Raw genomic sequence first — 12,665 nt, 5'->3', positions numbered from 1 at the left:
TAAATAAGCTTGCAGAAGTTTGATCCGAGTAGATAGAGCAAAAAAACAGGAGTTGGCAAATCGAACCTTGTCAACTCCTGAGATAGATATTTTTCTTAAACGAGAGATCGTCGTCTGGCTAAACCCTAGGAGCCCAGCTCGCACACAGCATCCCGTCGGCGGCCAGATCCGGATGGGCACAATCGTCACGGCGGTGGCGGACACAGGTGTTGCAATTCATGGACTTGTCGAGCTACTTGAGGATCGAAAACTGATCACAGGTATATTCTTCGCTTACTTTCAGCGAATGGGTTTTGCAGACGTTGGCTTCGGTGAAAGAATTGCAGTGGTTGCAGCTGGAGGATATACGGATAGACATGGCTTAGTGCATTTGGTGTATTCTAATTTACCTCGAAAATCCAATAAGGTTCTGACAGTCAACCAATATGAATTTGTACTAATTAAAAATAAGCCGTTCTGAATCCTTGGAAAGGCCCGTTTGAGGTTCGGGTTTTCAAGTAAAATCTAGAAAAGGACTCTATCTCAAAATCGGGCAGAGAAGACACATACTTCCCTGCTGTATTTGATTATTTAGTTATACTTGCCGGATGATTAGAGATTTTAGAATGCTGCTTTTTGCCGCGCTGATATTTTTAAGTACCTCCTGCACGACTTCCAAAATTTACACGAAGCAGTTTTGCAAAATTTGCCTGAGCCAAACGGATGGGATTTTGGTACTTCCTCTGGCTTGGCAGCCGGGATTTCGCCAGTTGAGTACCTCCGAGCAAAATCAATTGGAGAGCCAGATTCTGGACAAACTGCGGAGCCGGGGCTTCACCAAAGTAGAACTCTATGACCGGATGGATTACGAGTTGCTAAAGGCAGGGATTAAAAACCTCAATGATCCGGCCCAACTGGCAAAAGTCGAGTCTGAGCTCGGGTATCCCTATCTTCTGGGGCTTTCGCTTGGCCCAACCCGGGATGGAGAGGACTGGTCTTACCTCAGTCCGGAGGAGGTGAACGCGAATGTGCCCGTGCCCGATCCGGATTTGGAAGTCAGTGCGACACTGAGAATCGCATTGATTGAGACGAACACCGGTCAGATCGTCTCCGACAAAACAGTCATCTCGAACAACTCCGGCTGGAGTAATTCCGATGAAGAAGGCGGAGTCGATTACTGGAATTTTGCAAGTATCTCAGGGGTTCTTTTTCATGGAGCTGACAAGGGAATCGCTGCCATGGTGAAGGATTGTGGATGTGAATAGCATCTACAAGCTGCTCACTGGTCCTGTCGTCCGAATCCCAATATCCAGTCAGGATCCGGGCAATTTTTCTTGAAGAATTCCACATCCTTTTCCGCGGCCACTCCCGGATAGTCTCCGCTGTTGCCGTGAAGGTCCCACATCAACTGGAAATGTAAATGGGCTGGCCAATCGCCGTTTTCCGGAAAGGAACCGATATGGCAGAGCAGGTCTCCGGCTTTTACTTCCTTGCCGACTTGTAGCATTTCCAGATCGGAGCGATAGAGATGTCCATAGAGCGAGTAGAGTTTTTCTCCTCCGAGCTCATGCTCCAGGATGATCGTCGGGCCGTAGTTGCCAAAACCGACATTGTCCTGGAAACTGTGAATTCTCCCATCAAACGGAACAAAAATCGGAGCTCCAGCCCTCGTCCATATATCGACACCGAGATGGATATCCCGGAAGTCGGACGCTGCAGTGCCAAATACGTCACTTCTGCGATAGATAGCCCGTTTTTCCAAGTATCCTCCGATACCGTAGGTTTTTCCGGCACTTTCCAGCTGTTCTAAAACATAGGTTTCAAAAAGCGCCGTTTCCGTCAAATTGATTTTCTCCAGATCAGCATTTGCTGCGGTAAAGTCCAGTTTGAGCGTGTTTTTGGCAGTTAATACTTCTCCCAATACCGGGAAAAATTCGAATTCATTCCAGTTCATTCGGTGAAATTAGCCGATCGGATGGAATAATTTGGCAGGTGGGGTTAAACGAAGTTGATCCGACTTTTCTCTGATTCCAAGGGGCTTTTATCCGAGTTTATCCTTCCCGGTTCGGATATTTTTCCTAATTTTGCGCCAATTTGGACATCAGTAAAAACTCTTCCTCTATCCCACCTCACAATGCCAAAAGACAGTAGCATCAAGCACGTTCTCATCATCGGTTCAGGTCCCATCGTGATTGGCCAGGCTTGCGAATTTGATTACGCAGGTTCCCAGGCGGCACGTTCCCTTCGTGAAGAGGGCATCATCGTGACCCTGATCAACTCCAATCCAGCCACGATTATGACAGATCCCGTGACTGCCGACAATGTGTATCTGCTTCCTTTGGAAAAGAAATCCATCGTCAAAATCCTAAATGAACACCCGGACATTGATGCGATACTGCCTACCATGGGCGGTCAAACTGCGCTGAACCTGGCGATAGATTGTGATACCGCTGGCATTTGGAAAAAATACAATGTCCGTATGATCGGCGTGGATATCGAGGCCATCGAGACTGCTGAAAACCGTGAGAAATTTAAAGCCCTGATGGAGGAATTGGGAGTTGGCGTCTGTGTCGGAGACACGGCTACTTCCTTTTTGCAAGGCAAAGAAATTGCTCAGGAGATAGGCTTCCCGCTGGTTATTCGTCCTTCGTACACGTTAGGCGGTACCGGTGGAGGTTTTGTGGAGAAAGCAGAGGACTTCGAAAAAGCACTGACCGTAGGCCTCCAGGCATCTCCAACCCACGAAGTGCTCATCGAGCAAAGCATCATGGGTTGGAAGGAATACGAGCTGGAAGTGATGCAGGATTCGATTGGAAATATGATCGTGATCTGTTCTATCGAAAACTTTGACCCTTGTGGTGTACACACAGGCGACTCTATCACGGTCGCTCCGGCCATGACGCTTCCTGATACGGTGTATCAAGAGCTGCGAAATCAGGCCATTAAGATGATGAAAGGCATCGGAAATTTCGCGGGTGGATGTAACGTCCAGTTTGCGGTAAGCCCGGACAATAAGACCATCATCGGGATCGAGATCAACCCACGGGTTTCTAGATCTTCGGCTTTGGCGTCCAAAGCGACCGGATATCCAATCGCAAAAGTAGCTGCGAAATTGGCCATCGGCTACAACCTGGATGAACTGACCAATACGATTACCGGCACAACCTCGGCATTTTTTGAGCCTGCGATCGACTACGTGATCGTAAAGGTTCCGCGTTGGAACTTTGACAAATTCAAAGGCTCTGACCGTCGTCTGGGACTTTCGATGAAAGCCGTGGGTGAAGTCATGGGCATTGGCCGCAACTTCCAGGAAGCTTTGCAAAAAGCCTGTCAATCACTCGAAATCAAAAGAAATGGTCTGGGTGCCGACGGCAAAGAGCTGAAAGACCAGGCGCAAATCCTGTACTCGCTGGCCAATCCAAGCTGGAACAGACTCTTCCATGTCTATGACGCCTTCAAGCTGGGTATCTCTTTCCGCACGATCCACGACCTGACTAAGATCGACAAGTGGTTCCTGAGACAGATCGAGGAATTGATCCATTTCGAAGCGGAAGTCGAGAAATATAAAATCGGCACGATTCCTAAGGAAGTGATGGAGCGCGCCAAGAAGATGGGCTACGCTGACCGACAGATTGCACATCTGCTGGATTGCTTGGAAAGTGAAGTGTTCAACAAGCGGTACGACGAGATGGGGATCAAGCGGGTGTACAAACTTGTAGACACTTGCGCCGCTGAGTTTGAAGCACAGACTCCATACTATTATTCCACGTTTGGAGAGGAGAATGAATCTGTAAGATCCGAAAAGAAGAAAGTCGTGGTCTTGGGTTCTGGCCCTAACCGCGTCGGCCAAGGCATTGAGTTTGACTACTCTTGCGTGCATGGAGTCCTGGCTGCGAAAGAATGCGGCTACGAGACAATCATGATCAACTGCAACCCAGAGACGGTTTCCACGGACTTTGATATCGCGGACAAACTTTACTTTGAGCCGGTATTCTGGGAGCATATCTACGAAATCATCCTTCAGGAAAACCCGGTTGGAGTGATCGTTCAGCTAGGAGGACAGACGGCTTTGAAGCTGGCTGAAAAGCTCGAGAAATACGGAATCAAGATCATCGGTACGAGCTATGAAGCGCTGGATCTTGCAGAAGACAGAGGCCGGTTCTCCACGCTGCTCAAAGACTTGGGCATCCCGTACCCTGAGTTTGGTACCATCCACAATACGGACGAAGCTTTGGAGCTTTGCAAAACGATCGGCTTCCCGCTCTTGGTTCGTCCCAGCTACGTGCTCGGTGGACAGGGCATGAAGATCGTGATCAACGAAAAGGAACTGGAAGAGCACGTGGTCAACGTACTGCATGACATTCCAAACAATGAAATCCTGCTCGATCACTTCCTGGAAGGCGCGATCGAAGCGGAGGCTGATGCGATCTGCGATGGCGAAAATGTCTATATCATCGGAATCATGCAGCATATCGAGCCTGCGGGTATTCACTCCGGTGACTCTTACGCGGTGCTTCCTCCCTACAACTTGGGAGATCTGGTCGTGCGTCAGATCGAGATTCATACAGAGAAAATCGCCCTTGCGCTCAAGACCGTCGGCTTGATCAACATCCAGTTTGCGATCAAAAACGACAAGGTATATATCATCGAGGCCAACCCGAGAGCGTCCCGAACGGTGCCGTTTATTTGCAAAGCCTATCAGGAACCTTATGTGAATTATGCCGTAAAGGTGATGCTAGGGGAGAAAAAGGTGACAGACTTTGAATTCAAACCTGTGAAAAAGGGTTATGCTATCAAAGAACCTGTGTTTTCTTTCCATAAATTCCCGAATGTCAACAAGGAACTCGGCCCTGAAATGAAATCCACCGGCGAAGCGATCTACTTCATCGATGACCTGATGGATGATTATTTCCTGAAAATCTATTCGGAGCGAAATCTCTATCTGAGTAGATAATCCGACTCCATTAAATCCGTAATGTTTTGGTAAAATTTCTTGTAATACTTCTTGGCGTAGGTTGGATTTTGGGCCAGCTAATCCGCTACTTTCTCCGATCCAAACTTGCGCAATTTGCCAAACAGGTAAATGCGGCAGCCGAAGAGCAACAACGAGCTCAAAAGCAGGCTTCTAGGCCAAAGGACTCAGTGAACGTGGATTTTATCCCGAAAGAGGAGCTGGAAAAACGGAAGAAAAATATCGAAGGCGGGGAATACGTCGACTTTGAAGAAGTAAAAGAGTAGTCTTTGCTAATCTTATAAAAATTAAAGGTCTGTGTCCGCACAGACCTTTTTTATTTGGCAGCTGTTTTAAACATCGCAAAATTCGGATTTTAGGGCTCGCGGCGATTTTGAAGATTTGTCCTATAAATTGAACATTATGGAAACACAGGCAGATCTCAACTATCATCGAATCGCGGAAGCGATTGACTACATCAAAGCCAACTTTAAAGTCCAGCCTAACCTGGATGAAGTTGCGGAAAAGGTTCACCTCAGTCCTTCCCATTTTCAGCGGCTGTTCACAGACTGGGCGGGAACGAGCCCGAAAAAGTTTTTGCAGTACATCAGCGTGGAGCACGCAAAGAGACTCCTCAAAAACGAGCAGGCGACTTTGTTTGAAACGGCCTATGAAACTGGCCTTTCGAGCACCAGCCGCTTGCATGATTTGTTTGTAAACATTGAGGGAATGACCCCGGCGGAGTACAGAGACGGCGGCCGAGACCTGGCGATCAACTACAGTTTTGCAGAAAGTCCCTTCGGATCTTTAATTGTAGCTTCGACGGCAAAAGGAGTTTGCTACATGGCTTTTCAGGATGACGAAAACCTTGCTTTGGAAGATCTGAAACTGAGGTTTCCAAATGCGGATTTTCAACGGAAACTTGACTTGCTGCAGCAAAATGCCCTGTTCATCTTTCAGAATGACTGGAGCAAACTGAGCGAAGTCAAACTACACCTGAAGGGAACCGACTTTCAGCTCAAAGTCTGGGAGAGCTTGCTCAAAATCCCGATGGGAAAACTGTCAACCTACGGCACCATCGCCGGGCAAATCGGCAATCCGAGCGCTTCCCGCGCGGTCGGTACTGCTATCGGAAGCAACCCCGTGGCCTTTCTCATTCCTTGCCACCGGGTGATCCAATCTTCCGGGACCTTTGGCGGATACATGTGGGGACCAACCCGGAAGGCTGCCATCATCGGCTGGGAAGGGGCAAAGACTCAATTGGAATTCTAAAGCGGAAACCATGCAGACAATCACTCAAAAGATCGAAGATGCGGCTTGGGGCAGTATCACCGAAGAGATGCATCAAAACGGCTACGCCATCCTTTCCGGATTGTTAACCGAGGAGCAATGTGAGGCCTTGAAAGCTGCCTATGACAACCCGAAATTGTATCGAAAGACGGTCGTCATGGCCCGACACCGGTTTGGCTTGGGAGAGTACAAATACTTCAACTATCCCCTGCCTGACCTGATTCAGACAATCCGGACAAGCATTTATCCGCATCTGTCCCCCATCGCAAATGCTTGGTTTAACGCGCTGAAGATAGGGGTCCAGTTTCCTTTGGAGCATCAAGAACTGCTCCGACAATGCCACGAAAGCGGGCAGCAGAAAGCAACGGTCTTGATCCTCAAGTACGGAAAAGGTGGATTCAATACCTTGCATCAGGATCTGTATGGCGACGTGTATTTCCCAATACAGATCGTTCTCTTCCTGAATGAGCCGGACAGTGACTTCACAGGAGGAGAGTTTGTCTTGACGCAACAGATTCCCAGAGCACAATCGAAGGCGATTGTTTTGAAGCCCAGTAAAGGTGATGTGTTGATCTTCACTACTAATTTCAAGCCCGAAAAAGGAGCAAAGGGCTACTATCGGGTGAATATGAAACATGGCGTCAGCGAAGTGAAAGAGGGCCAGCGTCACACCTTGGGAATCATCTTTCACGATGCGGTCAGTTAACTTTGTTCGAGAATGATGGTTGAGCATGGTGGGCTATCCGATTCAGAACTCTGGAAGAGAATCAGGAGCAAAGAGCTTGTTTTTGGCGGGAACAGCAGGCTGAAGATCTACGGAACCTTAGACTGCAAGTCAGGCAAGCGAATGAAAAGAGAAAACAGAGTGTTCTTTTCGTCGGAGAAAGAAGCTCTTCAACACAATTATCGTCCTTGTGGACATTGCATGAGGGTAGAATACAAACTATGGATCTGTTCAGCGAAGCAATAGATAAACACAAAAACTGGCTTCCCTACGAGGGGACGGTAAACTACTACGGGAGACTCCTGTCCCTTGAGAAGGCGGGTTTCTACTTTAAAAACCTGCTCGAAAACATCGAATGGAGGAATGACGAGGCAGTGATCTTCGGGAAGAAGATTATCACCAAACGGAAAGTGGCTTGGTACGGAGAAAAGCCTTTCGAGTACACTTATTCCAATACCACCAAGCGTGCTTTGCCCTGGACGAAGGAACTGCTGGAGTTAAGAGCGCTCATTGAGGATGAAACTGGAGAGACGTTTAACTCTTGCCTGCTCAACTTGTATCATAGCGGCGACGAGGGAATGGCTTGGCACAGCGACGGAGAAACCGATCTGAAAAAGGACGGTGCCATTGGCTCGCTGAGCTTTGGAGCGGAGCGGAAATTCGCCTTCAAGCACAAGCAGACGAAGGAGAAAGTGGAGCTTGTCTTGGAGCACGGAAGCCTCTTGGTCATGAAAGGGGTGACTCAGACGCATTGGCTACACCGGCTCCCGCCTACGAAACTCATCACGAGACCCAGAGTGAATTTGACTTTCAGGACGATTGTGGAGTGAGTGGATTTTGCGTAAGGCTATTTACTCTCTTACACCAAAAGACCTTGTATCCGCTTTGCGTTTTGGTTCCGATCAGGAAGTCTTCGCCGCCATCTTTCAAGCCCAATTTCTTCTTGAGTTCCTCAGCTCCGGTGACGTAGTTTCGGCAGATGACGTTGATTTTTCCCGCAGGGAAAAGGGATTTGATCTCCTGCTTTTTGGGAGAAATCTCCCGGATCACCTCGAAAATCCGCCCGGGGATTTGACTGGGGATAGCAGGCCCGGTGTACAAATGGCTGTTTCTGTCCAGCTTTTTCAGTCCAAACCGTTCTCCGAAAAGCGTGAAGGCACCTGCTTTCAATATTCCGCTGATTGGCTCAATGAGATATTGTTCGACTTCACCCAAAACTGACGAAACCGCTTCTTCTTCGCTGGGAGAAAAATCGAATCCCGGCAAATCGCTTCCCAAATCTCTGACTTCAATTTGCTTTTCAGCTTCCTCTCGACCCTTTTCCCAATACAGCAAAAGCTCCTTCACCTCGTTTTTGACTGAGACGACGGTGATTTTTTGAATTTCCGGGAGTTCCGACCAAGCCTGCGAGATGTCCAGCATCGGAGAGACTTTGAGCAGAATCCGATTGGACTTGCTTTTCATCAGTTCCCACGCGTTGACCACGTCCGGCTGGCAGTCCTGGAGTTTGTAGAGTTTTTGGTTGCCGCTGCCGCGACGGGCCGGATCCACGTAGATCAGGTCAAACTGAAGTTCGGTTTTTTGCAAAAAGTCCAAGCCGTCACAGCTGACAACTTCAAATTTCCTGGGAGCGAGCATGTTGAGATTATGCTCGGCAATCGCTGCCAGTTCTTCATTTTGCTCGCAATAGATAGCCTTCCCGAAGTTCTCGCTGAGATAATAGCAGTCAACGCCAAAGCCGCCCGTGAGGTCAATCATTGCTTCTCCGGATAGGTGGTCGGTTTTGAATCGCGCGGTTTCTTCAGACGAACTTTGCTCCAAGGAGATCGTAGCTGGAAAAATCAAGTCAGCGTTTGCTACCCAATCGGGAAGCTTTTTCGCAGCTTTTTGACGGGCAGCGATCTGCTGAACCGCAGTTTTCAGATCAAACTTAACTTTGCCCTGATGCTTTAAAAGCAAAAGTGCAGGATCTTCGCTGAGATGATCCTGCACAAATTGTCTGAGTTCAGCGCTATTGATTTCGCTGAGATCCATTACACCAGTTTATTTTCCAAAAGGTACTCTGCGATCTGAACGGCGTTGGTTGCGGCACCTTTTCTCAGGTTGTCTGCCACGATCCACATGTTCAGCGTGTTGGCTTGAGACTCGTCTCTTCTCAGTCGACCCACGAATACCTCGTCTTTTTTATGCGCTGTGATCGGCATTGGATAGATGAAGTTAGCCGGATCGTCCTGTACGATCACGCCGGGAGCCGATTCCAGCAGGGAGCGAACCTCAGCCAGGTCGAAATCTTCTTTGAACTCCACGTTTACCGACTCTGAGTGACCGCCCATCGTTGGGATTCGCACCGTAGTAGCAGTGACTTTGATCGTGTCATCGCTGAAGATTTTTTTGGTCTCGTTGATCATCTTCATCTCCTCTTTCGTGTAGCCGTTTGGCTGGAATACGTCGATGTGAGGAAGGACGTTCATATCGATCTTGTGAGGATAGACCATGTCAGGAGTCGTTCCTGCACGCTCAGCCATCATCTGGTCCACGGCGGCTTTACCCGTGCCTGTTACAGACTGATAGGTAGAGACAACCACACGCTTGATGCCGTATCGCTGACGCAAAGGCTCCAATGCCAACACCATTTGGATAGTAGAGCAGTTTGGATTTGCGATGATCTTATCGTCTTTACCGATTTCCTTGGCGTTGATTTCAGGAACCACCAGTTTCTTGGTAGCGTCCATTCTCCAGGCTGATGAGTTGTCGATGACAAAAGTGCCTGCTTCGGCAAATTTCGGAGCCCACTCCAAAGAAGTGCTTCCGCCCGCCGAAAAGATGGCGATTTCGGGTTTGGCTGCCACTGCATCAGCAAGTCCGATCACAGTGTGTTTCTTACCCTTGTACTCTATCTGTTTACCTACAGACCGCTCGGAAGCGACCAATAGAAGTTCGTCATAAGGGAAGTTGTGCTCCGCGAGCACTTCGAGGATTTCGGTGCCAACCAGTCCGGTAGCACCTACTACAGCCAGTTTCATTTTAATATAGGTTTAAATTGATTTCGGTCTGCAAAAGTAAGGACTAAGCGTTCATTTTCAGGATTGTGTTCGAAAATTTTCAATTGTTTTTAGGAGAATTGGCAAAAGAAATTCTCCGGTTTTTATATATTTAGGTAAGACTTTTTAAAGCATTTTTTGATGAAACGTCATTTTTCACGATGCTTGGTGATCCTTGTCCTGCTTTTGTATTGGATAGGGATATCCTTTGCGGTTGCTCAAGTGCAGACGTTCGAAGCCGATTTTCAGGCGGTTAGTTTCCCCGCAGAGTTTCTTCCCAATTGGTATGGAAATGAAGTCAATGCTGGCTCATCCCGGATTTTTCAAGGCGCTTCGCTGGGACGAAACGCAAGTAAATCCTTGGCCGTCCAGCCGATCAGTACCTTTAATGGTAAAATTTGGGTGCGTCTCTTTCCCCAGGATTTTGACAGTCCCGAGGTGATTTTTTATGCGAGGTCCGTACGGAATGGAAGCGGGACGCGGCCGGCGTTGGTCTTTTATTCTTGGGGGGAAAGTTTGAATGGAGAGTTCTCGACACCGACTCAAATTGGCACGGACTCAGAATTTGCAAATGAAGATCAAGAGTGGAGAAAGTTCTCCATTCGGATTCCTGACGAATTGAGAGATGAATCGGAGGTAGTTCTGTTCTTCGAGATTCGATATGGCTCTGGCTCCGGAAGCGCCGCGCGATGGCTGATGGACGACTTTGAATTTGGGGATTTTGTGAAGGATGAAATCCCTCCAAGCGTCACCGACGTGAAAGGATACAGTGACCGTTCGGTTTTAGTCCGGTTTTCTGAAAAGCTTGACCCGGTATTTTCGGTATTTCAACTAGCCTACGAACTGAATGGGCAGAATCCGGAAAGTGCGGAATTGAGGCAAGATTCGACGGTAATGCTTTCTTTTTCAGAAGAATTAGAGCCGCGAAGAACCTATTCCCTTTCCCTCCGACAACTTGCAGATTTGGAGGGAAATTTTCTCAATGACACGAGCTTTCAGTTCACTTTTTTTGACCCAACTGATATCCCTCGGAAAGGATTGGTAATCAATGAGCTGATGCCCGCGCCTCGAGCCGACCGGGACCTGCCCAATGTCGAATACATTGAATTGTTTCATAACGGGGAAAATGAGTTTAGGCTGGAAGGCGTACGGCTTTCCAACTCCCGAACGGAGACCGCGCTGAGCGAATATTGGATCAAGCCGGGTGAATATCTGATCGTGGCTCCTGAGAGCCAAGCTTATCTATTAGATGAATTTGGGAAAGTGCTGCCCGTGAAGAATTGGCCAACTCTACTCAATTCGGGCGACCAAATCACCTTAAAATCCGCCTCAGGATCGGAGATTGATCAAATTTCCTTTGCGACTGCCACTTGGGGAGGAAGCGACTTTGCGGATGGTGGATACAGTCTGGAGGTGCCAAGCCCGGATTTCCTATGTAGCAACACCAGTTTGCTAAGACCTTCGATGGCGCCGAACCGGGGTACTCCTGGTTCTCAGAACTCCGTCTACACTCCAGATCCTGTGCAAATGTCCCCGCAATTGGAGTCGGTGTATTTTATGGATTCACTTCAGGTCCGGTTGGTTTTTACAGAACCGGTGTTTCCTGACTTTGACTCTGGAAATATGATGTTTTTACCAAGCCTGACGGTTGATAGCTTGAGATTTATGACGAACAAAGACGTTTTGATTTCCTTGAAGTCTCCTGCGGAATCCAACAAAGTCTACGAGATAAAGATAGTTGGGATAGAAGATTGCTTTGGGAATCCACTTGCTGAGCAAAGTTTCAGCTTTGTTTTGCCGGAAAGTCCGCAACTGGGAGAGTTGATCATCAATGAGCTGCTGTTTAACCCGCGAACCGGTGAACCCAAGTTTGTCGAACTTCGAAATACAAGCCAGAAATACCTTCGCCTTGAGAATTGGGCTCTTTCCGCGTTGGACGAAGCAGAAAATCCCGATCAGGCCAAGGTATTTGGAGGGTTGGGGTCAATCTTGGAGCCAGACGGATATCTGGCGGTCACCACTGACTCGAGTGCCTTGAAGAAGGCCTACCCTAAGTCTTTCCAAGGTAATTTTTCTGAAATAGCTACTTTGCCGAGCTACCCGATAGCCGGTGGGACGGTGGTCTTACTTTCACCGAAAGGTCAAATAGTAGAGACTTTTGCCTATGATGAGGATCTACACCATCCGCTTTTGAGAGATCCCAAGGGTGTTTCTTTGGAGCGAATTTCCCCGCTTTCGGCCGCTTTAGATCCGTCCAACTGGCAGTCTGCCTCAGGGAGTGAAGATTTTGCAACTCCGGGGAGGAAAAACTCGCAGACTATGTCAGACGAGCTTCAGTCCGATTGGATCCAGATCGAGCCGGAGGTATTTGATCCAGAGGGAAGCGCCGGGGCGGCATTTACCACCGTCAGCTATCAATTGGATCAGCCGGGCTGGACGGGGACATTCAAGATATATGCTACCTCAGGTCAATTAATCCAGACGTTGGCTCAAAATCAAATTTTGGGTACAACTGGCTTTTTTGTGTGGTCAGGCACAGATACAACAGGTAAACTTGTCCGGGCGGGCTACTATGTCTTGGTGGTCGAGCTATATGAGCCGAGTGGCCGGACAAAGGTGTTGAAGAAAACGTTGGTGGTGGCTACGCGACTTTAATCCGCGGGATAAGTGGATTCCAAAG

Annotated in this window: 12 protein-coding genes; 9 read left to right on the top strand and 3 right to left on the bottom strand. The window is 48.4% G+C overall.

Features of this window, described 5'->3' with window-relative positions; genetic code table 11:
• Positions 1–19: 19 nt before the first annotated feature.
• Positions 20–460, top strand: coding sequence for a hypothetical protein (locus G459_RS0104735; protein WP_026966605.1), 441 nt, complete (start codon positions 20–22; stop codon positions 458–460).
• 127 nt (positions 461–587) lie between these two features.
• Positions 588–1,244, top strand: a complete 657-nt coding sequence (locus G459_RS0104730; protein WP_157373279.1) for a hypothetical protein — start codon at positions 588–590, stop codon at positions 1,242–1,244.
• Between the two features lie 14 nt (positions 1,245–1,258).
• Here G459_RS0104730 and G459_RS0104725 read toward each other — a convergent pair whose 3' ends face one another.
• Positions 1,259–1,933 carry a peptidoglycan DD-metalloendopeptidase family protein gene (locus G459_RS0104725; protein WP_026966603.1) on the bottom strand — a complete coding sequence of 225 codons (675 nt, stop codon included), beginning with the start codon at positions 1,931–1,933 and terminating at the stop codon, positions 1,259–1,261.
• A gap of 180 nt (positions 1,934–2,113) precedes the next feature.
• On the opposite strand from G459_RS0104725, the gene carB reads away from it, so the two are divergent.
• The 6 genes from carB (at position 2,114) to G459_RS0104700 (ending at position 7,774) form a co-directional block, all read left to right on the top strand.
• Positions 2,114–4,933, top strand: coding sequence for a carbamoyl-phosphate synthase large subunit (gene carB, locus G459_RS0104720; RefSeq protein ID WP_026966602.1), 2,820 nt, complete (start codon positions 2,114–2,116; stop codon positions 4,931–4,933).
• A 26-nt stretch (positions 4,934–4,959) separates the two neighbouring features.
• Complete coding sequence (locus G459_RS0104715; protein ID WP_026966601.1) at positions 4,960–5,217, top strand: DUF4834 family protein; 258 nt, start codon at positions 4,960–4,962, stop codon at positions 5,215–5,217.
• Positions 5,218–5,353: 136 nt separating this feature from the next.
• On the top strand, positions 5,354–6,202 hold the full coding sequence (locus G459_RS0104710) for a methylated-DNA--[protein]-cysteine S-methyltransferase (RefSeq protein ID WP_026966600.1): 849 nt from the start codon (positions 5,354–5,356) through the stop codon (positions 6,200–6,202).
• Positions 6,203–6,212: 10 nt separating this feature from the next.
• Entirely contained in the window at positions 6,213–6,926 is a 714-nt protein-coding gene (locus tag G459_RS0104705) for a 2OG-Fe(II) oxygenase (RefSeq protein WP_026966599.1), read from the top strand.
• Between the two features lie 12 nt (positions 6,927–6,938).
• Complete coding sequence (locus G459_RS29365; protein ID WP_342664315.1) at positions 6,939–7,190, top strand: Ada metal-binding domain-containing protein; 252 nt, start codon at positions 6,939–6,941, stop codon at positions 7,188–7,190.
• Positions 7,166–7,774, top strand: coding sequence for an alpha-ketoglutarate-dependent dioxygenase AlkB family protein (locus tag G459_RS0104700; protein WP_026966598.1), 609 nt, complete (start codon positions 7,166–7,168; stop codon positions 7,772–7,774). Before G459_RS29365 ends, G459_RS0104700 begins: the two co-directional genes overlap by 25 nt.
• Here the strand turns inward: G459_RS0104700 and G459_RS26855 are convergent.
• Entirely contained in the window at positions 7,755–8,978 is a 1,224-nt protein-coding gene (locus tag G459_RS26855; RefSeq protein WP_051315074.1) for a class I SAM-dependent methyltransferase, read from the bottom strand. The two genes, G459_RS0104700 and G459_RS26855, sit on opposite strands and share 20 nt — an antisense overlap.
• Positions 8,978–9,967 carry an aspartate-semialdehyde dehydrogenase gene (locus tag G459_RS0104690; RefSeq protein ID WP_026966597.1) on the bottom strand — a complete coding sequence of 330 codons (990 nt, stop codon included), beginning with the start codon at positions 9,965–9,967 and terminating at the stop codon, positions 8,978–8,980. Before G459_RS0104690 ends, G459_RS26855 begins: the two co-directional genes overlap by 1 nt.
• A gap of 159 nt (positions 9,968–10,126) precedes the next feature.
• On the opposite strand from G459_RS0104690, the gene G459_RS0104685 reads away from it, so the two are divergent.
• Positions 10,127–12,640, top strand: a complete 2,514-nt coding sequence (locus tag G459_RS0104685; protein WP_084454341.1) for a lamin tail domain-containing protein — start codon at positions 10,127–10,129, stop codon at positions 12,638–12,640.
• Positions 12,641–12,665 lie beyond the last annotated feature (25 nt).

Origin of the sequence: Algoriphagus terrigena DSM 22685, assembly GCF_000429445.1 — a bacterium.
Taxonomy (GTDB): Bacteria; Bacteroidota; Bacteroidia; order Cytophagales; family Cyclobacteriaceae; genus Algoriphagus; species Algoriphagus terrigena.
This window is presented reverse-complemented; position numbering and strand designations above follow the sequence as displayed.